General features: G+C 54.2%; 16 protein-coding genes. 8 read left to right on the top strand and 8 right to left on the bottom strand.

Annotated elements, in window-relative coordinates; translation table 11 throughout:
- Positions 1 to 21 precede the first annotated feature (21 nt).
- The gene (locus IJT02_06385; protein ID MBQ7544556.1) at positions 22 to 2,679 is read left to right on the top strand and encodes a pyruvate, phosphate dikinase; all 2,658 of its coding nucleotides are present in this window, start codon (positions 22 to 24) and stop codon (positions 2,677 to 2,679) included.
- Between the two features lie 47 nt (positions 2,680 to 2,726).
- On the opposite strand, the gene IJT02_06380 is transcribed toward IJT02_06385, so the two are convergent.
- On the bottom strand, positions 2,727 to 4,256 hold the full coding sequence (locus tag IJT02_06380; protein ID MBQ7544555.1) for a hypothetical protein: 1,530 nt from the start codon (positions 4,254 to 4,256) through the stop codon (positions 2,727 to 2,729).
- Positions 4,257 to 4,259: 3 nt separating this feature from the next.
- Entirely contained in the window at positions 4,260 to 5,597 is a 1,338-nt protein-coding gene (locus tag IJT02_06375; protein MBQ7544554.1) for an MFS transporter, read from the bottom strand.
- 118 nt (positions 5,598 to 5,715) lie between these two features.
- On the opposite strand from IJT02_06375, the gene IJT02_06370 reads away from it, so the two are divergent.
- Positions 5,716 to 6,786 (top strand): helix-turn-helix domain-containing protein, encoded by a 1,071-nt coding sequence (locus IJT02_06370; GenBank protein ID MBQ7544553.1) that lies wholly within the window; start codon positions 5,716 to 5,718, stop codon positions 6,784 to 6,786.
- Between the two features lie 5 nt (positions 6,787 to 6,791).
- Here IJT02_06370 and IJT02_06365 read toward each other — a convergent pair whose 3' ends face one another.
- A complete protein-coding gene (locus IJT02_06365) occupies positions 6,792 to 9,683 on the bottom strand; it encodes a putative Ig domain-containing protein (protein MBQ7544552.1) in 2,892 nt (963 codons plus the stop codon).
- Positions 9,684 to 9,835: 152 nt separating this feature from the next.
- Positions 9,836 to 10,408 carry a nitroreductase family protein gene (locus IJT02_06360; GenBank protein ID MBQ7544551.1) on the bottom strand — a complete coding sequence of 191 codons (573 nt, stop codon included), beginning with the start codon at positions 10,406 to 10,408 and terminating at the stop codon, positions 9,836 to 9,838.
- Positions 10,409 to 10,492: 84 nt separating this feature from the next.
- Here IJT02_06360 and ileS point away from each other — a divergent pair, with 84 nt between their 5' ends.
- Positions 10,493 to 13,291, top strand: a complete 2,799-nt coding sequence (gene ileS, locus IJT02_06355; protein MBQ7544550.1) for an isoleucine--tRNA ligase — start codon at positions 10,493 to 10,495, stop codon at positions 13,289 to 13,291.
- A 27-nt stretch (positions 13,292 to 13,318) separates the two neighbouring features.
- Here ileS and IJT02_06350 read toward each other — a convergent pair whose 3' ends face one another.
- From IJT02_06350 to IJT02_06335, 4 genes are read right to left on the bottom strand one after another with little or no spacing between them, the layout of a single operon-like run.
- On the bottom strand, positions 13,319 to 13,792 hold the full coding sequence (locus IJT02_06350; protein MBQ7544549.1) for a methylated-DNA--[protein]-cysteine S-methyltransferase: 474 nt from the start codon (positions 13,790 to 13,792) through the stop codon (positions 13,319 to 13,321).
- Position 13,793: 1 nt separating this feature from the next.
- Complete coding sequence (locus tag IJT02_06345) at positions 13,794 to 14,789, bottom strand: 6-phosphofructokinase (GenBank protein MBQ7544548.1); 996 nt, start codon at positions 14,787 to 14,789, stop codon at positions 13,794 to 13,796.
- A gap of 60 nt (positions 14,790 to 14,849) precedes the next feature.
- Positions 14,850 to 16,337, bottom strand: a complete 1,488-nt coding sequence (locus tag IJT02_06340) for an AMP-binding protein (GenBank protein MBQ7544547.1) — start codon at positions 16,335 to 16,337, stop codon at positions 14,850 to 14,852.
- Positions 16,337 to 17,836 (bottom strand): AMP-binding protein, encoded by a 1,500-nt coding sequence (locus IJT02_06335; protein ID MBQ7544546.1) that lies wholly within the window; start codon positions 17,834 to 17,836, stop codon positions 16,337 to 16,339. Before IJT02_06335 ends, IJT02_06340 begins: the two co-directional genes overlap by 1 nt.
- Positions 17,837 to 17,974: 138 nt before the next feature.
- Between IJT02_06335 and nifJ the strand changes: the two genes are divergently transcribed.
- The 5 genes from nifJ to IJT02_06310 all read left to right on the top strand — a co-directional run bounded on the left by nifJ (position 17,975) and on the right by IJT02_06310 (position 24,958).
- A complete protein-coding gene (gene nifJ / locus IJT02_06330) occupies positions 17,975 to 21,604 on the top strand; it encodes a pyruvate:ferredoxin (flavodoxin) oxidoreductase (protein ID MBQ7544545.1) in 3,630 nt (1,209 codons plus the stop codon).
- Between the two features lie 217 nt (positions 21,605 to 21,821).
- Positions 21,822 to 22,397: a type II secretion system protein gene (locus tag IJT02_06325; protein MBQ7544544.1), complete on the top strand. Its 576-nt coding sequence runs from the start codon at positions 21,822 to 21,824 to the stop codon at positions 22,395 to 22,397.
- Positions 22,398 to 22,482: 85 nt separating this feature from the next.
- Positions 22,483 to 23,139 (top strand): type II secretion system protein, encoded by a 657-nt coding sequence (locus IJT02_06320; protein ID MBQ7544543.1) that lies wholly within the window; start codon positions 22,483 to 22,485, stop codon positions 23,137 to 23,139.
- A 111-nt stretch (positions 23,140 to 23,250) separates the two neighbouring features.
- Positions 23,251 to 23,673 carry a DNA-binding protein gene (locus IJT02_06315; protein ID MBQ7544542.1) on the top strand — a complete coding sequence of 141 codons (423 nt, stop codon included), beginning with the start codon at positions 23,251 to 23,253 and terminating at the stop codon, positions 23,671 to 23,673.
- A 4-nt stretch (positions 23,674 to 23,677) separates the two neighbouring features.
- Positions 23,678 to 24,958 (top strand): bifunctional diguanylate cyclase/phosphodiesterase, encoded by a 1,281-nt coding sequence (locus IJT02_06310; protein ID MBQ7544541.1) that lies wholly within the window; start codon positions 23,678 to 23,680, stop codon positions 24,956 to 24,958.

The raw sequence follows: 24,958 nt of genomic DNA, 5'->3' as shown, positions 1-24,958 counted from the left end.
AACTCAGGGAGAGTGGTAACCATGCCCACAGAACGTTTTGTTTACAGCCTCAAGGACGGCGACGGTTCTAACCGCCTGCTTCTCGGAGGCAAAGGCGCGAACCTCTGCACTATGGCACAGTCCGGCCTTCCCGTACCTCCCGGCTTTATCCTCACGACCGAAGTCTGCCGCAAGTACATGCAGAACCCCGGCATCATGGACGAAGTCTGGGACGACGTTAAAGCCTCAGTAGCACAGCTCGAGAAGGAGACTGGCAAGGGCTTCAACGACCCCAAGAATCCCCTTCTTGTGTCGGTACGTTCCGGCGCGCCGATCTCGATGCCCGGAATGATGGAGACCATCCTTAATCTCGGCCTCAACGACGAGACAGTGAAGGGACTTGCTGAGAGTTCAGGGAGCAAGAGATTCGCATTCGACAGCTACAGAAGGTTCATCCAGATGTTCTCGAGCGTCGTCGATGAAGTGAACTTTGACCTGTTCGAGGCAGCATTGAAGCGCGCAAGAGAGTCGCAGGGCATCACTGACGCAAAGCAGGACTACAAGATTACGGCAGAGAACCTCGAGAAGCTCATCGTCGAGTACAAGGCAATCTACAAGAACGCCACAGGAAACGACTTCCCGTCAGATCCTTGGGTTCAGCTCCGCCGCGCAATCGAGGCAGTCTTCAAGAGCTGGAACATTCCGCGCGCAGTAACCTACAGGAAGATCAACAAGATTGACGACTCGCTCGGGACGGCCGTAAACGTCATCACGATGGCATTCGGCAACTTGGGCGACGACTGCGGGACAGGCGTGTGCTTCACGCGCAACCCATCAACCGGCGAGAAGAAGCTCTACGGCGAGTTCCTCATCAACGCACAGGGCGAAGATGTCGTCGCGGGAATCAGAACGCCTATGCCCATCGCTGAGCTTGAGCAAAAGATGCCCGCAATCTACAAGCAGCTCTGCGAGATTACGACCAGCCTTGAGCAGAGGTATCACGACATGCAGGACGTAGAGTTCACGATTGAGCACGGAAAGCTGTTCATCCTGCAGACCAGAGCCGGAAAGCGCACAGCCGCTGCGGCCGTCAAAGTCGCCGTCGACATGGTGAATGAAGGCCTCATCGACACGAAGACTGCCGTAACCCGCGTAACCCCCGAGCAGGTCGAGATGCTGCTTCACCGCCAGATCGACAAGGACGCGAAGCTGGACATCATCACTAAGGGACTTCCCGCATCGCCCGGCGCAGGTGCAGGAATGCTCGTGTTCAGTGCGGACGAGGCCGAAGAGTGGGCACGTCAGGGCAAGCCGACAATTTTAGCCAGGCCCGAGACCAGCCCCGACGACATTCACGGACTGTTTGCGTCGCAGGGTGTCGTAACATCGAGGGGCGGAATGACCTCACACGCGGCTGTTGTTGCGCGCGGAATGGGCAGACCCGCAGTGTGCGGCTGTGAAGAGGCAGTGATTGACCTCGACAAGGAGACAATCACCGTCGGAAGCCGCGTTTTCAAGAAAGGCGACTGGGTAACTGTTGACGGAACAACGGGCAACTTCTTGGCCGGTGAAGCAAAGATGGTTGATGCGACGTTCTCTGAGGACTTCAAGAAGATTCTTGCGTGGGCAGACGAGAACGCACGCCTTCAGGTCTGGACGAACGCAGACACCCCCGAAGACGCACAGAGAGCCCGCGATTTCGGCGCAAAGGGCGTAGGCCTCTGCAGGACTGAACATATGTTCATGGGAGTCGACAGGCTGCCCGTAATGCAGAGCCTGATTGTTGCGCTGGGTGAAGCCGGAGAAGCAGGCAAGGCCGCACGTGCTGATGCTCTGGCGAAGCTGAAGGTCATGCAGAAGAGCGACTTTGTGGGAATCTTCAAGGCAATGGACGGGCTTCCCGTAATCATCCGTCTCCTTGACCCGCCGCTTCATGAGTTCCTGCCGAAAGAACCCAACGTTCTCGAAGCACTCAAGACCGCAACGCCCGACGAGGCCAAGAAGCTCAACAACGTGCTCGAGAAGATTCACCAGCTCCACGAGAATAACCCGATGCTTGGGTTCAGGGGCTGCCGTCTCGGAATGATTTACCCCGAGATCTACGAGATGCAGATGAACGCAATCTTTGAGGCAGTCGTTGACCTGACGAAGCAGGGCGTAACCGTGAAGCCTGAGGTTATGATTCCTATCGTGGGCACGAAGGCGGAGATGAAGTTCTTCCGCGAGATGGCGGACAGGATAGCCGCAGAGGTCAAGAAGGCCAGCGGTGTGGAGTTCAGCTACCTTGTGGGAACGATGATCGAACTTCCGAGAGCGGCACTTGTTGCTGACCAGCTTGCGGAGTACGCACAGTTCTTCTCCTGCGGGACAAACGACCTCACGCAGACGACGCTGGGCTACTCGCGCGACGATGCGGAGAACAAGTTCCTGTTCCAGTACGTGGACAAGGGAGTCTTCAAGGAGAACCCGTTTGCGGAACTTGACCGTGAGGGACCCGGACAGCTTGTGAAGCTCGCAGTCGAGAAGGGACGCAGTGTGAACCCGACAATGTCAATCGGCATCTGCGGAGAGCACGGCGGCAACCCGTCGAGCATTGCTTTCTGCCATCAGGTAGGGCTCAGCTACGTGAGCTGCTCGCCGTTCCGCGTACCTGTTGCACGAATTGCGGCGGCACATGCGGCACTGGGTGTCCTGAAGTAGCAAGAGGACAAAAAAATTCCCCTTCCTTTTGCGGGAGGGGATTTCTTTTACCTCAAATATTTGCTGATGAGATAGACGGGCGTACAGCTCCACGCGTGGCAGTAGCTGTTGACGATGGGGCTTCCGTACGGAGAATAGTCCGGCTTGTCGGGGTCGAATGCCTCCCAGAAAGTATTTGCTCCGAGTTCGAGCATCTTCCCCCAGTAATCCTTCATGAGCTTCACTGCTTCGTCCTCAAGCCCACCCTCAAAGAGTGCCTCAGCTATGCAGTGGTACATGTACGGCGTTGCAATCCCCCTCACAGGGAAGAGCTCCTCAATCATCGTACGCAGGATTTCGCGGTTCTCCGTGTCTGTCATTACGTGGGCGAGCACCATCCACACCTGAGAAGCTATGTTGTACTCCCCATCTCCCGCCACAAACAGCTTGCGTGATGTGTCGTAGAGCTTCGTGCGTGAATACCCTGCCATTCTGGCCAAGACCTCGCGATAATGTTCTATGTCCGACTCTCCGGCAAGCTCCGCCAGAGCGATGAACTGCCTCAGCACATAGATAGTCTCTGCCTGTCCCGCCGTGTCCTTCGCAAAATCGTTAGACCAGTCCACAAACACAGGGTAATTCTCATCCGTTATGAGCTTTCCGTCAGCGTCAATCATCTTCAGCGTCAAGTCCATCTGCCTCTTGCACGTCGGGTACAGCTCTTTCACGAGCTCTGCGTCGGGATGCGCGTTGTCGAGGTCATAGAGCGTCGAGATGAAGAATAACGAGTACTCGTAGAGGAATGTATCATCAGGGATATTCTCCGGCCGCGTGAAAACGTTTGCGGAGATTTTGCCCTCCTCTGTCGTCATTCCCGCGAAAAGGTACAGGCAGCGTTTCACAAGGTCAGTATTGTCGAACGTCGCATAGTTCGCCAGTGCCTGAAGCCGCAAGTCCCCGAGCCATAATCTCCTGTCGCGCTTCGGCCCGTCCTCAAAAACGTCCTGCATACATTCAGCAAGCGTAGTAACTCCCGCATCATAGATTCGTGATAGCAGCTCGTCATGAATCTCCGGCTTCTTCAAGCGCGAGTAGTCCGCTGATGACTCACTGACTGCTTCAGGATTCGTGAAGACCGCCTGCCACTTCGGGGACGTGTCGATGACCTTAATCTCTACGTACCTGAAGCTGTACCTTCTAGGAAGCTCGAGCTTGGCCGGGAGTTCGTCAAGGTGCACAAACTCTTCCTGAATCCAGCTCCTCGACAGCCAGCCCTCATAGTCAGAACTTTCCGCCTCAAGTTCTGCGGGCATCTCCGCGAACTTCACCCTGATGAACAGCGGAGCATCCTGCGGCGAGCCAGTCTTGCTGATGTTCACGCTGAACTTTCCCACGATATGACGGCCGAAGTCGATAATGATTCTGTCGTCGCGCTTTAAGCCGTACTCTCCCAACTTGGAGAGTTCACGCCCTTCATCGAGAAGACGGACGGGCTTAAGCGTAGCGTGATGGATTGTCGGGCGGAAGCTCTCGGCCTTCGCTAAGAGCTTCTCGTCGTGTATGAATTTGTCGGTGTTGACCTGAAACGTAAAGGCCATATGCTACTTTCCCCTTCTCTTGGCCAAGTCTGCCTGAATCTGCGGGAACTGTTCATCCAGCTTGTAGAATGACATTGTGATTATCGAGCACACAAGCAGAACCATCGGGATATACAGGTACATAGCCTTTATCGCGGTTAATGCCTCTGCCGTCTGCGTTTCAGCCTCTGCGTTGTACATTCCCCAAGCGAGGAGCATTCCGCCAAGACCGCCGGCCAGTGCCTGAGCAACTTTCCCTAAGAAGCCGTTGACGGAGGAGAGGAGTCCCGCTGCCTGTACGCCGGTCTTCCACTCGCCGTAGTCTACCGGGTCAGCCTGCATCGAGAAGTAGATACTCTCCTTTACGCCGTAACCTGCCGCCGAGATGAATGCTCCAACGATGATGATGCTGGTGCTCTTGTCCCCTAACCATATTATCACGAGGCCGATGAGCTGCATTGCCGCAGAGACAGAATACAGGTTGCGTTTGCCGAGCCTCTTCGCGAGGAACGGAACGGTGAGGTTAGCGACCATCGGAACCATCGTCATTATTGTTGCGACGAGAGAAGTAAGGTACGTGCTCCCGACATAGTATTTGTAGTAGTAGATGAGTGCCGCAGACTGGATGAAGAACCCCGTCCACATGAACATGATGTTCAACGCAAAGAGCTTCCAGGGAGTATTGACCGCGAGAGAACCAACAGCTTCTTTGAGGGATACACTCTTTCCGCCCTCCTGAAGGTTATTCTCACGGACAAGCGCGAACGTCAGGAAGAAGCACAGCGTGCCGATGACTCCGAACACTCCCATAACAACCCTGAAGCCTAAGACTTCGTCGCCTTTGCCGATGTAGTGCACCATGCTTAACGCTGTAGCAGATACTATCGTCGCACCCAAGAAGGCGAGGAACTTTCTCCACGTCGCGAGGACTGTGCGCTCGTTCATGTCGTCGGTCATTGCGGGAAGGATTGAGGCTAACGGGATGTTGACGACCGTATACATGAAAGACAGGAAGATATAGGTGGCGTATGCGTAGGCCAGCTTGCCCTCAGGAGAGATGTCCGGCACTGTGAACGCAAGAAACGCCGAGAGCGCGAACGGTATTGCTCCGAACAAGAACCACGGACGGCTCTTCCCCCAGCGTGAATGCGTCTTGTCGATTGCGTAGCCGACCAGCACGTCAGTTATGCCGTCGATTATCCTGCACACAACAAACATTGTAGCGATGGATGCGGCGTTGAGCTTCATCACGTCGGTGTAGAAGTAGAGGAGATAGAGGGAGATAACTTGCCAGATGAGATTACAGGCGAAATCGCCCATGCCGTAACCGAATCTCTGACGGTACAGAAAACTTTTGCTCATAATTGCGAGCCTCCTTGTGAATTTTTTGGGAATGCTGGTATGATAGCCGGAAATATCCGCCGCGTAATTTGGCACAGCTGGTGAATGAGTTGACTTTTCTTGCGGGAGGGTGATTGACGTGATTGACGGTCTGCTGCTCAGCCTGAATGATGATGAAGTGTTTTACCGTTCCTATTTCGAGGCAGCGAGGAAGCCCGAAACACTGAGGAAGTTTCTGCGTACAGTTGACGTTGAGGATGCGCGGCGCAGAAAGTTAATCATACCTGAGCTTCTGCCTGAGAATATCTCCTACCAGATGAACGACGACGAATATTTTTCGCCCGATGACCCCCGCAATGTCTTCATTTCTCCCCACAACAGATACACACCTGCATTCACGCACAGACATATGTTCTTCGAGATAGCCTACGTGTATTCCGGGCACTGCACGCAGAACATAGGCACGGAGCGCGTGAAGTTCACTGCGGGTGATTTCATCTTCGTAGCTCCGGGAATCTATCACACAATGGAAGTCTTTGATGACACGTCGATAATCTTGAACATCCTCATACGCAAGGGGACATTTCACCAGATGTTTTTACCGCTGGCGAAGGGCAAAGACATTCAGAGCCAGTTCTTCAGGGAGGGGCTGTATGACTCGCACAGAATAGAGTATCTCGCGTACCACACAGGGAACAGCTACAGGGATTTCATGAGCAGGATTTACGGCGAGCACCTGACTAACGACGAGTATTCAGACCAAATTCAGATTGGGATGCTTATCACAATGACTGCGGAAATCATGAGGAGCTTTCAGGACTCTATGACGTGCTCATACTCTGAGGGGAATATTCAGAACGATGAAGGCTTTGCGGTATTGGGGTACATTCAGGAGCACAACGGCACTCTGAATCTTTCGGACGTAGCACGGCACTTCGGGTTCTCGGAGTCGCGGTGTTCGAGGCTTATACAGAGGACTACGGGAATGAGCTTCAACGACTGGAAGCGGCTTCTGCGTGTGAGGCGGGCTGAAAACATGCTGCTGAATACCGGCATGACCATCAACGAGATTTCGCTTGCGCTGGGTTACGAGAACACGGAGACGTTCATACGGTTATTCAGGAAGGTGCTTCACATTACGCCGGGAAAGTACCGCGAAGAGATGGGCACAAAAAATAACCTCCAGCACTTGGCCGGAGGCTTTGTGTGAACATTCTAGCGTTTGACCGCTATAGCTGGTTTGTAGGTTACTCCTCCTCTGAGCCACACGGAAACATTTACCTTGCGGCTTTCAGGTACAATGTCCGTATCGCGTCCGTCTTCGTCGAAGAACTCCGCAATGTTGTCATCCTCCGACGGCTCAGAGCTTCTTGCGAGCCACAGCAGCTCTCCTTCAACGTCAGCACTCAGCTCCGCGCTGAAGTCATACATTCCCGACACGTCGACGCTCACAGTTCCGAGCTCCGCAACAACAACGTAGCCGCCCGTCTCTACTCCTCCAAGCGCAGGAACTTCATCGGCGTAAGGAGCAGACCCCGTGTGCTTCTTCACGCTGTCTGCCGGTGCAGATTCTTCGTGCTTCTCTTCGCCGTAGTATGTTCCGGCATTTCCGGGAAGGCTTCCGCTGTTCGAGGCAGAAGGCGTAATCTCCAGCGTAAATTCTTTCTCAGCACTGTCGACAGAGTTCGTAGCTTTCACCTTGAACGTGAAGTTTCCGCCCTCGCTGGGTTTGCCCTTCAGCTTGCCCTTGTTGTTTAAGCTCAGTCCGCTCGGCAGAGCCCCGCCCGACACAGCATAGGTTATCGGCGCAGAACCATTCGCCGTAATCGTGGCGTTGTACGACTTCCCTTGCGAACCTCCAGCAAGCGTCTCATCCCCGAACGACGGGGCGGCAAGAACTGTCAGCTTGAAGGTCTTGTTAGCAGCTTTGCCATCGTTCTTGGCCGAAACCTTTACGCTGAATTTCCCGTATTCCGTAGGAGTACCGTCTATCCTTCCGGCCTCGCTCAAGGTCAAGCCCGCAGGCAGTCCGTCAGCCGTCCACGTTATCGGAGGCGTGCCCGTAGCCTCAATGTCTGTGCTGTACGCCGTGCCCATAACCGCCTCAGCGAGCTTCTTCGTCGTGATCTTCGGGTTGACCGCCTTTACCGTAAGCGCGTAATCCCTGCTCACCACTCCCCACAGGTTCGAGGCAAACAAGGTCAGCGGAAGTTCAGTGCAGACTTCGTAGGGAGTGCCGCCGATGAGGCTATTTGACGCGTCGAACGACATACCGGCAGGAAGGTCGCCTGAGAGCACGAGGTTTATGGGCTTTGTGCCTGAGCCGGTCTTGATGACTGCTTTGTACGTTTTCTCGTAAGTCCCTTTAGGGAGCTTAGTCGGCGAAATCTTCGGCGGAACTGCGTTCACTTTGAGGGTGTAGACGCGGGACACTTCGCCTACGGGGTTGCTCAGGGTTAAACGCACCATGCCTTTGTCGTTTGTGGGAGGAATGCCGGTTATCTTCGCATTGTCTGCGTCGAAGAGCGTTATTCCCTGCGGAAGCGTGCCTTCAAGCGTCCATGTGGATGGTTTTGTGCTCTTTTTCTTTATCGAGGCACTGTACTTCTTGTTGACGACGGCATCCTTCAGGGACTCTGTCGTAATCGAAGGCAGAATGTGGGTAGTGATGGAAAGTTTCTTTGTCTCCTGCCCGTAATCGTTCGACACCGTGAGCGTGAGCTTCTTTATGCCGGTTTTGCCGGAACTGCCGGTAATGAGGCCGGTGCTTGAGATGCTCAGCCCTACGGGCATTTTGCCTTTGACCGTCCACTCGAACGGAGGAGTCCCGTAAGCCATCAGCTGGCAGGTGTAAGGAGCGTCCTTTGTCGCCGGGTCTATAATTTCCGTCGTGATTGACGGCCTTGCGGCTGTAGGTGAGGCTGATATTTTCAGAGTGAATGTCGCTGTCGTGGTAGCTTCGTCATTCTTGGCCTGGACAGTGAAACTTGGATTCCCTGTTGTTGTGGGCGTGCCGGAAAGGTAGCCTGTCGTGGACAGTGTAAGGCCGTCAGGAAGCGTGCTACCTGTAGGCAAATCCCACAGAACAGGAGATGTACCAGTTGACCGAAGCTGGACACCGTAGGGAGAGCCGACGAAAGCATCGGGCAGAGCTTCCACAACGATGCTGGGTTCGCGCGTCGAGGAGAACGGAACAAGCAGAGTGAGCACCTTTCTGGAGACACCGTAGGAGTTCTTCGCCTGAGCAGTGAACGTGAAAGCTCCTGCTTCGCTGATTGTGCCGGATATCGTTCCCGTTGAGGAGTCCAGAGTCAGTCCGCCCGGCAGCGAACCGTCAGCGATCGTCCACGTCATGGGTGTTTTGCCTGCGGCCGTCAGAGTTGCGGAGTAAGACTGGCCGTTTGTGCCATCAGCTACGTCCGTAGTCGTAATCATAGGAGCAAATGACGAATTAACGACGGGGTACACATTCACTTCTGCGCCGTTTTCGCAGTAGAACTGGATGTGGTCAATTTCACTTGTACTGTAAGCAGGGAAGCTCATGATGTAATCATTGTTGAGGTTATTTATGCTTACTCCTGTTCTGGAAGAAACATCCTTACAGTATAGTATAGAATCTAATGAATTTCTGTGATTCCAGCCGGTAACACCATAGGCCGTCCTGAACTCCTTAAAGTCGAAAACGTACGCAGTGTCAGTACTCTCTATCAGAAAGTTGCAGGTGAGCTTCGTTAGAGCGGTGTTACTGCTCAAGTCCACAGCCATCATCTTATTGCCCTCACAGCTGAGCGTCGTCAAAGCCGTATTGCTGCTGATGTCTAAGGCTGACAGCTGGTTGTCAGAACAGTTCAGCTCCGTCAACGCTGTGAAGTACTCGATACCCTTCAAGCGGGAGATTCCCTTCTTGCTGACATCGATTGTCGTAGCTGCTGCAATCTCTCCCTCGCTCAGCGAACCGTTGCTGTCCGTGTCGAATGTACTGCTCACGTAACTTCGGAACACAGCATCAGGAAAGTTTGTAGCATTAATCAACACATCATCGGCCCGCGCCGCTGTGCACACTGCCAGCAGCATAACCGCCAGCACCATTACCCTGAATCCCTTCATGGCTCTGCCTCCTGTAAGTATAAGAATTTACCCCGCCTCATGCCAAACATAAGCCCTGCAGGCGGGGTATTAGTCCTCTCGTTCAAGACCGTATATTCACGCGCGGAAACTCTGCCGCTGTACACAGTCCAAGCCTCCATGCCGTCAACTGCTTATCTTTCTACTTTAACGCGGATACTGATATTTTCGGCTTCTTTCGGCTCAGGATTAACCTCAATCCCTCCGAACGGCATCTGTGCTACAAGCACCCACTCTTCAGGAACACCGAACAGCTTGCGCACAGCCTCATCAATCACGGGGTTGTAGTGCTGGAGGTTCGCGCCGATGTTCAGTTCTCGCAATGCACTCCACACCGTGAACTGAAGCATTCCGTTCGCCTGATTCGCCCACACCGGGAAATTCGCCGCGTATGGAGGGAACTTCTCCTGCAGAGCCTTCACCGTCGCGGTGTCGTAGTAGTAGAGAACCGTGCCGTATGCCGCCCTGAAACCGTTAATCTTCTCGCGGGAGACTTTTCCGCCGAACGCATCATGTATCGTGTCCCACAAAGCATTATGCTTCTCTCCGAGCGCAAGGACTACGCGGGCACTCTTCATGTTGAAGGCATCGGGCACAAGCTCGGTAACCTTCTTGATGAGTGCTTCAACCTCCGAATCACTCACGGGAAGATTCTTGTTCAGCGAATAAATACTTCTGCGCTGTGAAATTGCATCAATAATACTCATGAAAATTATTCCCCCTTAACATTTTGTGATAACATTCTAAATCATGCGTTATGCTAATTCAAACAGGAGGCATCAAATTTTTGTATGGACAGCAAGGATTACAAGGATACTCTGAATCTGCCTGAAACCAGTTTCCCAATGAGAGCAAATCTCGCGAAACGAGAACCCTCATTCTTGGAGTTCTGGCATTCACAGGACATCTATCACAAAGCATTACACGCCCGCGAACATTCGCCCGAACACTTTGAGCTTCACGACGGACCTCCATACGCGAACGGAGATATTCACATCGGGACTGCGTTCAACAAGATACTGAAGGATTTTATCGTGAAGGCCAAGACAATGACGGGACGTTATACGCCGTACGTACCGGGCTGGGACACACACGGACTGCCGATTGAGCTGCGTTCTCTGAGGGACGCAAAGCTCTCGAAGCTGGGGACAGGGATTGACCCCGTAGAGCTCCGCAGACAGTGCAAGGCTACAGCACTGCATTACCTTGACGTTCAGCGCGAAGAGTTCAAGCGTCTGGGAGTTCTAGGCGAATGGGAGCACCCGTACATTACGCTTGACCCGAAATTCGAGCACAGGGAACTTCACGCGTTCGCGGACATGGTGGAGAAGGGGCTAATCTATCGCGGATTGAAGCCGGTGTACTGGTGCACTGACTGCCAGACTGCACTTGCCGCCGGAGAGATAGAGTACTGGGACGAAGAATCTCCTTCCGTCTATGTCGCATATCCTCTGCCGGAAGCCGCAGGGAAATTCCCGGAGCTTGCGGGACGTGATGTGTACATCGTTATCTGGACGACGACTCCGTGGACGCTGCCGTCGAGCGCAGGAGTTGCGCTTCATCCGCGCTATGAGTACACGTTCTATGAGTCGGGCGGGAAGGTCTACGTGTTCGCGTCTGCACTGAAAGATTCTGTGAGCAAGGCAACAGGTATGGAGTTCACTCCAATTCTCACCGTCAAGGGTGCTGACCTCGAAGGCATGAAGCCTCTTCACCCGTTCTATGAACATGAACTGCTTGTTGTGCTTGCTGATTACGTAGAGCTAGAGACGGGCACGGGATGCGTTCACACGTCGCCCGGGCACGGCGTGGAAGACTACGAGACGGGAGTCAGGTACGGCCTGAAGGTGTACAGTTCGGTTGACCACGCAGGACGCTTTGAGCAGGAGATGCCGATAGTCGGCGGAATGTCCTTAGAGGACGGCGGAAACAAAGCCATAGAGCTCATCCGCGCAAAGGGAAGGCTGTTAGGGTTAGGGAAGATTGACCACAGCTACCCGCACTGCTGGCGTTGCAAGAAGCCCGTAATCTTCCGCGCAACGGATCAGTGGTTCATCAACGTCAAAGAGTTCCGCGACGAGGCTTTACGCATCATTGATGAGGAAGTGCGCTGGATTCCCGACTGGGGGCGCGACAGAATCTATAACATGGTCAGCTCGCGTTCGGACTGGTGCATCTCACGGCAGAGGGTCTGGGGAGTTCCTGTGCCAGCGATTCACTGCAAGGACTGCGGACAGTTCACCCTCACCGCCGACAGAATCAGGATGCTCGCCGAGAAGGTCAAGGATGCACCCGACGGATCGTCAATCTGGTGGAGCGAATCGCTCGAGGCACTGTTCGGCGAGAAGGCGTGCTGCGATCACTGCGGCTCTCACAACGTGGAGAAAGACAGCAACATTCTCGATGTGTGGTTTGACTCGGGAGTGTCGCACATGTCGGTGCTCAATGAGAACTTCGGGCTGTCTTGGCCGTGCGATATGTACCTTGAGGGCAGCGACCAGCACAGAGGATGGTTCCAGTCGTCATTACTCACATCGACAGCCATAAAGGGACGCGCACCGTACGCGCAGGTTCTGACGCACGGCTTCACTCTTGACGGAGAGGGCCGGAAGATGAGCAAGTCGATGGGCAACACTATCGCTCCGCAGGAAATCTGCAACGAGTTCGGCGCGGACATTCTGAGGCTGTGGGTAGCGTCGACGGATTATCGCAACGACGTGCGAATCTCGAAGCAGATTCTGAAGACGTTATCGGAGACTTACAGGCGCATAAGGAACACAGCGCGCTTCTTGCTGGGCAACCTCCACGACTTTAACCCAGAGACTAACGCAGTGCCTTATGACTCGATGCTCTCGATGGACAAATGGATTCTCGACCGCCTTCACAGAATCATAGCCAGAGCCTACGAGGCCTTCGAGGAGTACGAGTTTCACGTGCCGGTGTCGCTGATTCACTCTTTCTGCGTGAACGAGCTTTCAGCGTTCTATCTGGACATCAGCAAGGACAGGCTTTACGTTGAGGCGGCTGACTCACTCACCAGACGGAGCGCGCAGACCGCAATGTGGGAGATTCTCTCGTGCATGACGAGGATGCTCGCACCGCTGCTGAGCTTCACGGCCGAAGAAATCTGGCAGGAGATGCGCAAGATTGATGCCTCGCTGCCTGAGAGCGTGTTCCTCTCTGACTTCCCGAAGCAGGATGCCTCGAAGCTGAACGACGAGCTTGCTGGGCTGTGGGAAGAGGCCGAAGCCTTCAAGGGAGCAGTCAGCCGGATGCTCGAGACAATGAGGGCAGATAAGGTTATCGGGACATCGCTTGAAGCGCGCGTGCAGATGAAGAAGACGGACGCTGTGGCCAAGATAGCGGAGGCATTCACGGCGGAAGAGCTTGCGGACATCGCGATAGTCTCAAAATTTGAGTGGGCTGACGAGCTGATGCTGAGCAGAACCTTAAAGGACGAGACTACGGGATTAGAGCTTGCTGGAGGAGTTGCGGAGGGCGGGAAGTGCCCGAGATGCTGGAAGTACGAGGAGCACCCGAACGAACACGGACTGTGCAGACGGTGCGCACACGTGATGCACGAAGACTAAGAGAAGAAAGAAGTTCCCTCCTGTCAGTTAAGGCAGGGGGGATATTTTTACGCCCTCAAGCCGGAGAAGTGCTGCCTTACGTTCGAGTCCTCCGGCGTAACCCGTCAGGCTTCCGTCAGAACCAATTACCCTGTGGCACGGAATGATTATGCTTATCGGGTTGCGTCCCACCGCTTGCCCGACTGCCTGAGCTGACCTGCAACCTAACTCGTCAGCTATTGCCTTGTAGGTCGTCGTCCGTCCGTAAGGTACTCCGAGCAGAGCCTTCCACACCCTGCGCTGAAAGTCCGTCCCCTCATAATGCAGTGGCGGCGTGAAGTCAGGAACATCACCCGCAAAATACACATCCAGCCACCTTTTAGCATCATTAATGACGGGATGCCCTGCCCCTTCCTCAGCGCAAGGCTGTCCGAAAGAAAGCAGGGTCAATCCTTCATCATCACAGGCAATCATGATTTTTCCCAGCGGAGAATCATAACTGCTTATGCTTGCTTCGTGCATTCTAGTTTGCAGGATGCTCTCCTGTCGCCGAAATCGCTTCAAGTATCTTGTACCTGTCCATCTGAAGATGCTTCGTCATCGCTAAGGCTTCCTCTATCGGTGTCTCGACTATTCCGCCCTCGCGCGTGCAGATTACGCTTCCTGTCCTGCCCTCAGCGAACGCCCTCACTGCGTAATAGCCCATTCGCGTGGCAGTCTCGCGGTCTCTTCCCGTAGGAGCACCGCCCCTCTGAATGTGCCCGAGCACCGTAACGCGCGGATCAAGGCCAAGTGCCTCATGAATCCTTTTGCCGATGTCTATTGCACTCCCAACGCCCTCAGCCACAACTACCATGAAGTGTGTCTGTCCTGAAAGCCTGGCGTTCTGGATTCTCTCAACTACGTCCTTCTGGAAGTCCAGCTCAGCCTCAGGAACAAGCACCGACGTAGCTCCGACTGCTATTCCGACGTACAGCGCGAGGAAGCCCGCATGACGGCCCATGACTTCAACGACGCTGCAGCGTTCATGGCTCTGCATTGTGTCGCGGAGTTTGTCGATGCAGTCAATCGCGGTGTTGCACGCCGAATCGAAACCTATCGTGTAGTTCGAGCAGCCTATGTCGTTGTCGATTGTCGCGGGGATTCCCATTACCGGCACACCGAGACGCGAAAGCTCGAGTGCTCCCCTGAACGTTCCGTCGCCGCCGATCGCTACAACTCCGTCAAGCCCGAGCATCTTGCACGTAGCTACTGCCTTCTCGCGCCCCTTCTCGGTCATGAACTCGTCGCTTCTTGCCGTGTAGAGGATTGTTCCGCCGCGTCCCAGAATGTGCCTCACCATGTCAGCGTTGAGGATCACAAAGTCGCTGTTGATGAGACCCTGCCAGCCCCTGCGGATGCCTACGCACTCGATGCCGTAATACATTGCCGTGCGGGCTACGGCTCTTACTGCCGCGTTCATTCCGGGAGAGTCCCCGCCGCTGGTTAATACGCCTATGCGCCTAATCTTCTTGTCCATGAGATAACTCCTTAAATTGTGATTTGCTGTTGGGATGTGCGATAATCATATCACTTTATGTCAGCTTCTTGCGCGTTCTCTGAGTACCCTCCGCAGAATCTTTCCCGTCCCGGAGAGCGGAAACTCCTCGACGAACTCCACGCTTCTGGGCACCTTGAAGTGTGCGAGATGTTCCTTCGCGAACTTGATTATGTCCCTGTCCGTCGCCTCTGCACCGTCGTTAAGCTGGACGTACGCCTTCGGAATCTCTCCGTTCACCTCATGAGGTACTCCCACAACCACAGCCGCATGTACAGCCGGGTGTTTGGCCAAGACCTTCTCGACCTCTTGCGGGTACACGTTGAACCCACCCACAATAATTATGTCCGTTACCCTGTCGAGAATGTAGATATACTCTTCGCCGTCGTGCGTCTCTGCCTTGACGTAGTCGCCGGTGTTGAACCACCCCTCAGCGTCAAAACGTTCTGCCGTGATTTCCGGCGCGTGAAGATAGCCCGGCGTAACGCTCGGTCCTCTCACCCAGAGCACGCCTTCTTTATCGTCTGTGTCTTGGCCGTCTCTCGTGCGTATCTTGTACTCGTACTCAGGCAGCACAGGCCCGATGCTCCCGGTCTTCTGCGTCTCGCAGTCGTGGTTCATGCAGATAACGGGTGAAGTCTCCGTTAGGCCGTAACCCTCCATTATGTCCCGCCCGAGCAGGGATAACGCCATCTTGTGGAGATTGGGATTGAGCTTGTCGCCGCCGGTGCAGATTATTCTGATGCGCGAGAGTACTTCGGGAGGGAGTTTGCCCTTCTCGACGTTCATGAGCAGGAATGACATTATCGCCGGCACAACGAACATCACATCTACTTTAGCTTCCGTGAGTGCGCGTATTGTTGCGGCAGGAGGCAGGAACGACGGAGCTATAGCCAGCCGTGCGCCGATCGTGAGAGGGAGAATTATAGTTACCGTGTAGCCGAATGAATGGAAGTTAGGCAGAACGGTTAAGAATACATCTTTGCCGGTTATGCTGGGTACTCCCTCATTGGTAACCTTGCAGTTGTTGAGAAGATTTCCGTGCGTCAATGGTACTGCCTTCGGGAGGCCGGTTGTCCCCGATGTCGCGAAAATTACTGCGAGGTCGTCGGGCTCTTCGGGCTGAGCTTTGCCGGTGAACTCGGAAAGAGTCCTGCTGTCCAGAGAACACGTTATGCACGGCCACAGCCGCGAGAGTTCGGGAATCTCGTGCTCGGTGATTACGGCGAAAGGCTTAATCAGGTCAAGCGTGCCGGTTAAGGACTCGAGCCCGGCCTTCTCGTTGAGGGGGCAGAAGATTCCTCCGAGCTTCCACACCGCCAGCGACAGCGCAGGAATCAGCGGGGAGTTCCTCAGCATCACGACGAGCCTCTGTCCTTTCCCGAAACCCGCGCGCTTCAGCGTGCCTTCACATTCGCCGACAAGGTCAAGCATATCCTTGCGCGTGTACCATTCTCCGTCAAACCAGTAACAATTTGCTGAAGTATTCTCCTCCAGCTTGGGGATGATTACTTCTTCAAGCCTTTGCATTATTGCTTGTCTCTCTCCTTCTGACGCAGTACGCGCCGCAAAATTTTTCCTGTCGCACTCACCGGCAGGCTGTCTACAAACTCTATGCTTCGGGGAACTTTGTAGTGTGCCAGCCTGTCCTTGCAGAACTTCACCAGTTCTCCTTCCGTAACCTCTGAGCCCTGCGAGCGTATAACGTACGCTTTCGGGACTTCTCCGCTTATGCTGTTGGGCATTCCGACGACAACGGCAAGGCTCACACCGTCATGTTCTGCGAGGATTGCTTCAACTTCCTGCGGGTAAACGTTGAAACCTCCGACGATGATTATATCTGTTACGCGGTCGAGAATCTTGATGTAGCCGTCCGAGTCTATCTGCACGTAGTCCCCCGTGTTGAACCATCCGTCAACGAATCTTTCTTTGTTGACCTCCGGCGCGTGGTAGTAGCCTGATGTTACGCTCGGCCCTCGTGTCCACAAAACACCTTCGCCGGGTATCGGGAGAATCTCTCCGCCCTCGCTCCGCAGCTGAAGCTCAAAGCGCGGCAAAGCTGGCCCTACCGTTCCTAGCTTCCTCACGCTGGGCTTCGGGTTGACCGCAAGAACAGGAGAACACTCAGTGATGCCGTAGCCCTCAATCAGCGGGACTCCGAAAGCCGCCGTAACTCTGTCATCAATCTTCGGGTTGTACCTGTCTCCTCCTGCAATCAATAACTTTATGCCCGTCAGCTTCTTTCCCATGCGCTCGAGCATCGAGGTCGTGAAACCTATCATTGTCGGCACAAGCAGAAGAACGGTCGGCTTGGTCTCCTCTACGGCCTTGATGACGTTCGACGGAGGCATGAAGCTCGTCATGAGCACTTGCGTAGCATCAAGCACGAACGGCAGAACGCAGCATATCGTGAACCCGAACGCGTGGAAGTTCGGCAGAACATTAAGCAGCGAGTCTCCAGCCACAAGGTCGGGCACGTGCTCAAGACAGGCGTTAATGTTGTCGAGAAGGTTTGCGTGAGTGAGGGGGACAGCTTTAGGGTCTCCTGTCGTCCCGGAGGTCGAGAAGATTACCGCTAACGTCTTGTCGAGGTCGTCAGCGTCCTGCAGTTTTCCCGCGAATTTCTCCGTACCGTCAAGTTCATGCAGGCCAAGTCTCACGCTCTGCCATCCCTCAGCGTTGAGTGCGTCCTCAAGTTCGGGCTTTACGTCCTTCGACAGAACCACAGAAAACGGTTTCAGCAGGCTTAACGTCTTCACGAGTGAGATTTCTCCCGTCTTCTCGTTCAGCGGGCAGAAGACTCCTCCGAGCCGCCACGTCGCAAGCATGACCGCGAGCATCACCGGGCTGTTGGGTATCAGAACCGCCAGCCTCTGCCCTTCCCCGAAACCTGAAGCCCTCAGAGCGTCCGTAACTTTGTCCGCAAGCTCCGCGAACTCTCTGCGCGTCATCCACTCGTGATTGAACCAGCAGCACCTGCCCTCCGGCTTTGAGGCTAAATACTTGTCCATAACTTCATTAATGTTCATGATTTCTCCCTGAATAGCTGAAAGAATTTGTACAAGCTATATTTTATTTCATGATTGGGAAATTTGTAGTAGAATACTTGCACACACCATTTTTTATCTCAACATTTTAGTGATTCCAGAGGGAGGGTTTTATCTTTCATGACAAAACGTAACTGGAAAACGATGGACGGAAATGAGGCAGTCGCTCACGTAGCATATGCCTTCTCCGAGATGGCTACCATTTACCCGATCACGCCTTCTTCGCCGATGCCCGAGCATATTGACGAGTGGGCAGCACACGGCCGCAAAAACATTTTCGGCAAGACAGTAAAAGTTACCGAGATGCAGAGCGAAGCCGGAGCGGCGGCGGCATGTCATGGAGCGTTGTCGGCAGGAGCACTTGCGAGCACCTACACAGCTTCTCAGGGACTGCTTCTCATGATCCCCAACATGTACAAGATCGCGGGCGAACTTCTTCCCGGCGTGTTCCACGTAACGGCAAGAGCAATCGCAATGCACGCGCTCTCAATCTTCGGAGATCATTCAGACGTAATGTCGACGAGAATGTGCGGCTTCACGATGCTGGCTGGCGGCTCAGTGCAGGAAGCCCACGACATGGCGGCAGTGGCTCATCTTTCGGCCATCAAGTCAAGCGTTCCCGTTCTGAACTTCTTTGACGGTTTCAGGACATCACACGAGATTCAGAAGGTTGACGCGTTCGATTATGCAGACCTCGCGAAGCTGGTTGACTATGACGCAATCGCAGCATTCCGTGATAGGTCAATGCGTCCCGAAAAGCCCTTCACGAAGGGAACTGCGCAGAACCCTGATATATTCTTCCAGGCGAAGGAAGCATCACAGCCTTTCTATGATGCAGTACCTGACATCGTCGCAGGATACATGGAAGACATCAAGGGAATCTGCGGACGCGAATATCACCCGTTCAACTACTACGGAGACCCTGAGGCTGACCGCGTAATCATCGCAATGGGCTCTGTGTGCCAGGCAATTGAAGAGACTGTAGATTACCTGAACGCTCGCGGAGAGAAGGTCGGAGTCGTTGAAGTCCACCTTTACCGTCCGTTCTCGCCCAAGTACTTCTTCAGGGCACTTCCCGCAACGGTGAAGGCTATTGCAGTCCTTGACCGCGTGAAGGAAGTCGGCGCACTCGGCGGGCCTCTGTATGAGGATGTATGCTCGCTGTTCGTCGGCAACCCCAGAGCACCGAAGATCGTCGGCGGACGCTACGGACTCGGCAGCAAGGACACGACACCCAGCGACCTCAAGGTCTGCTTCGACAACCTGAAGCTGTTTGAGCCGCGCAATAACTTCACACTCGGCATCATCGACGACGTGAACGACAGCTCATTAATCCCGACAGAGCACATCAACGCCGCCGCAGAAGGCACGGTATGCTGCAAGTTCTGGGGTCTCGGCTCAGACGGAACAGTCGGCGCAAACAAGAACAGCATCAAGAGTATCGGCGACCACACCGAAATGTACGCGCAGGGCTACTTCGACTATGACTCGAAGAAGTCGGGCGGCATCACGATGTCCCACCTCCGTTTCGGCAAGTCCCCGATAAAGTCAACGTACCTCATCGACAACGCAGACTTCATCGCCTGCCACAAGCAGGAGTACGTGAACCAGTATGACCTTCTTCAGGGCATGAAGCCGGGCGGAACGTTCCTGCTCAACACGCAGTGGATGACCCTTGAAGCACTCGAGGAGCACCTTCCTGCGAGCCTGAAGAGGAAGATTGCGACGCTGGGATGCAAGTTCTACGTCATCAACGCAGTCGACGAGGCACAGAAGCTCGGTCTCGGCTCAAGGACGAATACGATAATGCAGAGCGCATTCTTCAAGCTGGCGGAGATTCTTCCCATCGAGGACGCTGTCAGGTACATGAAAGAAGCCATCGTGAAGTCCTACGGCGCGAAGGGCGAAGACATCGTCAAGATGAACTATGCGGCTGTTGATGCAGGACTTACGGGGCTTGTACAGATTCAGGTGCCCGAAGCATGGAAGACGGCAGAAGACAGAGTAACCGCACGTCCCGGCCTTCCGAGCGAGATTCCTGACTTCATCAGCTATCAGGTCGACACAATCAACGCACAGAAGGGCAACACGCTTCCTTCAAGCGCATTCGTCGACGGTTTCGAGGACGGCCACTTCCCTGCGGGAACGTCAAAGTACGAGAAGCGCGGAGTTGCGGTGAACGTCCCCGAGTGGAACAGCGCAAAGTGCATCCAGTGTAACCAGTGCTCTATGGTCTGCCCGCACGCGGCTATCCGTCCGTTCCTGCTTGATGCAGAGGAGCAGGCAGCAGCACCTGAAGGGTTCGGAGCAGTTGACGTTAAGGCACCGAAACTCAAGGCGGCAGGATACCGCTACAAGATGCAGGTTGACGTGCTTGACTGCTTAGGTTGCGGAAACTGCGCGGACATCTGCCCGGTCAAGGCTCTCGAGATGAAGCCTTCCGCAACGCAGACAGCAGAAATCGACCGCTGGACGTTCGCATTCGAGAACGTTACGGACAAGACGGACGCTGGCGACAAGTTCACGGTACAGGGCTCACAGTTCCAGAGGCCGTTATTCGAGTTCAGCGGTGCCTGCGCAGGATGCGGCGAGACTCCTTACGCGAAGCTGATCACACAGCTTTTCGGCTCAAGGATGATAGTCGCCAACGCAACAGGATGCTCCTCGATTTGGGGCGGTTCTGCACCGTCAATGCCTTACACGACCGACGCAAACGGACACGGGCCGGCATGGGGCAACTCGTTATTTGAGGATGCGGCAGAGTACGGAATGGGAATGAAGCTGTCCCTTAACGTAATGACCGGCTACCTCGTCGACGCGGCAAACGCACTGCTCGGAATGGACGAAGTTCCTGCAGAGGTCAAGGACGTGCTTAAGGGCTGGCTTGACGCTCACGATGACGGTGAAGCATCAGTCGCGGCATCAGCGAAGGTTGAAGATTGTCTCGACAAGCTGTTCTGCTGCTGCGAGGACTGCGGCGGTGCTGCAAACTTCAGCGAAGCAGCAATGAAGGAGTTCTGCACTCTCTGCGAGTACAAGGATTACCTCGTGAAGAAGTCAGTGTGGATCTTCGGCGGCGACGGCTGGGGCTATGACATCGGCTACGGCGGACTTGACCACGTACTCGGAAGCGGACAGGACGTGAACGTTCTCGTTCTGGACACGGAAGTCTACTCCAACACCGGCGGACAGTCCTCAAAGTCAACACCTACTGCGGCAATCGCACAGTTTGCGGCGAGCGGCAAGAGGACGCGCAAGAAGGATCTCGGCAGAATGGCGATGACCTACGGCACAGTTTACGTTGCGCAGGTCGGAATGGGAGCGGACAAGAACCAGCTTCTCAAGGCTCTCAAGGAAGCCGAAGCGCACAAAGGCCCGTCGCTCATCATCGCCTACGCACCGTGCATCAATCACGGCATCCGCGCAGGAATGGGCAAGACGCAGGAGCGCACGAAGCTGGCAGTCGAGAAGGGCTACTGGCATCTGTACCGCTACAACCCTGACGTTGAGCCGGGTAAGAATCCGTTCACGCTGGACAGCAAAGCACCGAAGCTGTTTGACGACGAGGCGGAGTTCCTGAAGGCGTACAAGGAGTTCCTGATGGGCGAGGTACGTTACTCGTCGCTGAAGAGGGGCTTCCCTGACATCGCGGAAGACCTGTTCGACAAGAACTGCGCAGAGGCACGTGAACGCTATCTGACCTACAAAGCACTTGCGGAGATGGGTGCACAGCCCGCACCTGCGAAGTAGCCTGACGCGAGAACATAAACACTTTGCCGGGTGCTGAAGAGTGCCCGGCTTTTATGTGGTCGGATTAGGCAGCCGATAACTATTATGGTATGATATTCCCGTCAGCCGGGATGATGAAGAATGAAGAAGGAGGAATGCCTGCACAAATTACTTGCTTCTTGCGCTAGCTGGCTGTAGGACGGAACACTTTTTCACACATTAAGAAGGAGGAACAACGATGAAGAGTATTAAGCGTAAGGGTTTTACCCTTGTGGAGCTGCTGATTGTCATCGTGGTAATCGGTATTCTGGCCGCTATGATGATGCTTTCGAGCACTGAGGCAGTGAGTTCGGCGAAGGCCAACAACATCATCAGCAACCTTCGCAACCTCAAGACGGCGACTCTGTCGTGGTATACGGACAACATCGACAGCGTTACCTACAACGCGTCTAGTAAGAAATGCACCATTAAGATCGGTGATACGACCTACGACAGCCTGTCGAATTATGTGCTGAGCAATAAAACCGCAATCACCAAGTACCTCAGCAACGAGAGCTCTCTGACGTTGATGGCTAAGGGTGACAGTACACATAAAGACGGTGATTATACGCTGAACGATGTTAACTATAAGGACTGGTACGTGTCCTGCAAGGTCGGCACGGACGCGAAGGTCAAGGAGAAGCTCGCGGCTCGCGCAGGAAGTCTGGGACTGGTGGGCTTCCCGGACAAAGGCAAATTGGGCGGTGAACCCACACAGAATCCCTACACGAATGCAGAATATGTCGGTCTGCTGGTGCAGAAATTGGACGACTAACCGCACAGTCCATCGGTTCGCAATATTCGCCGGGTGTTGCCCAGCTGGGGATGCCCGGCTTTAACGTTAAAGGGAGGAATGAGCAATGAAGAGCAAACGCAAGGGCTTCACACTCGTGGAACTTCTGATAGTGATTGTCGTGATCGGCATACTCGCCGCAATGATGATGCTCTCCAGCACCGAAGCCGTGAGTTCTGCGAAGGCCACAAAGATAATTGCCGACATGCGCAACATAAGGACCGCCGTACTTGCATGGTACACGGACAACTACGACAAAGTTGTAAAGGTCGGCAATGAGTACAAGATATACCTGAACCGCGACAAGACAGGAACGCCGCGATACATAGGCGATTACCTGGACGAAGGCGGAGGAGCCGGCAAGGCAGAAATCCTAAAGTATCTTGACGGCGGCCTGTCAATAGAGCTCAACCCGCACAATAAAGTAACGTCGTGGAACAAAGGTACAGGTACGTATTTTCTGTGCTCCGAGACAGTAGGCGAAGTCTCCACCGTACAAAACGATGAAGGCGAGTGGGTGTCCAGCAGAAGCGGCATCAAGCTCACGGGCAACTCATGGTTTGTCGGCTACCGCTTCGGGAAGAACGAGGATGCCATCAAGGAGAAGATCGCGCTTCGTGCAGGCTCGCTTGGACTCTTGGGAGGCCAGCAGAAAGTCGTCAACTCTATTTACACTCCTGCGCACGGCGATTTCGTCTACATGCTGATAGCCAACCTCGACTAGCACAATTTGACCCACAAGACAGCCGCACCCTTTCCGGAAATTCGGGGAGGGTGTTAATTTTTTGCCCTGCTGTATAATGTTTCCCATCCCATTTGAGCAGGAGAATGATTGATGCAGTACAGAAAATTCGGCAGCAAGTATTTCGTTAGGATAGACAGAGGAGAGGAGATACTCACCCAGCTCAAGACGTTATGCGAAGCGGAGAAGATAGTTCTTGCTGAGGTCAAGGCACTCGGTGCAATAGATGATTTCAGCGTCGGACTGTTCGACGTAGCAGAGAAGAAGTACCACACGCATCACTTCCAGTTTCCGGCCGAGATAGTGAGCCTGTGGGGAACAGTTACGACGAAGGACGGAGAGTTCTACCAGCACATCCACATGAGCGCGGCGGACAAAGAAGGCCGTGTATGGGGCGGACACCTGAACAGCGCACGTGTAAGCGCAACGTGTGAAATGACAGTGGAGGTCTCTGAAGGTATGGTGGAACGCAAGCTGGATGAGGACGTAGGGCTGAATCTGTTCGAGTTCGTGTAGCGTGATGCTTTCCCCTTCTGCCGACAGTCTTACGGGTCTGCTTAACCGTTCAGCTTTCCACGAACAGGCCGGAGATTTTTTGCGGTCAGCTTCTGAAGGGCTGGCGTTGATCTGGTTCAACCTCGACAACTTCAAGATGTTCAATAAACGTTTCGGCTTCAAGAGGGGAGATGAACTTCTCCGCGAGACCGCAACGATCATTCGCATAATCTTTCCACCGGAGAACGGCAGCTTGGCCGCACGTTTCAGCGATGACAATTTTGCTGTGCTGACCGACTGGGCAACCGTCGAGCTCAACACCGACATGATTCAGGAGTACCTTTACGCCCTCCACGACGATATTACGCTGAGGCTTCGGGCGGGGATATACTTTCCGTCGGAGAACGAGGATATACGTTCATGCTGCGACAGGGCAAAGCTGGCGTGCGACAGCATCAGGAAGAACCACAGCGTGAGTTCGTGCATGTTCCACGAGGGAATGAGCAGGGAGCTTGAGGTTCAGCAGCACATTCTTGACAGCCTCGACAGCGCGATAATGAACGGTTCTGTACGCGTGCTGTATCAGCCGATCGTGAACGTCCAGACCGGCAGAATCTGCGAGGCAGAGGCACTTGCGCGGTGGACTGATTCGGAGCTCGGGAACATTTCGCCGGCTGAGTTTATCCCGACGCTCGAGGAATACAGGGAGATTCACAGGCTTGACATTCACGCGCTGAAGCAGGTCTGCAGGGACTATCACGCCCGCGCAAGGAAGGGGCTTCCCGTTCTGCCGGTGTCGGTGAATTTGTCGCGGCTGGACTTCGAACTCTGCGACATTCTGCAGGAGGTAGAACTTGCTGTAACGCTCAACCACATTCCGCGCAGTATGCTTCACATCGAGATTACGGAGAGCGGGAACGGCGAGGACTTGACCGTGCTGAACTTGGGGATAGAGAGATTCCGGGCAATGGGCTATGAAGTGTGGATGGATGATTTCGGCTCGGGCTACTCGTCATTGAACGTCCTGAAGGATTACAATTTTGACACGATAAAGTTTGACATGAAATTTCTGCACGGCTTCGACATAAGAAAATCTGAGAAGGCAAAGTACATCATCAGCTCGAATCTGCGCATGGCCCGGCTTATGGGAATGAAGGCATTAGCTGAGGGAGTAGAGACGGCTGAACAGTTCGAGTATCTGCGCTCGATAGGTTTCGACAAGGCACAGGGTTATTACTTCGGAAAACCGATGAACTTAGACGATATATTTTCCCTCGAAAGAGGAATAGAGACAGGAGACAGATAA

Source organism: Synergistaceae bacterium (assembly GCA_017450125.1).
GTDB lineage: Bacteria > Synergistota > Synergistia > Synergistales > Aminobacteriaceae > JAFUXM01.
This window is presented reverse-complemented; position numbering and strand designations above follow the sequence as displayed.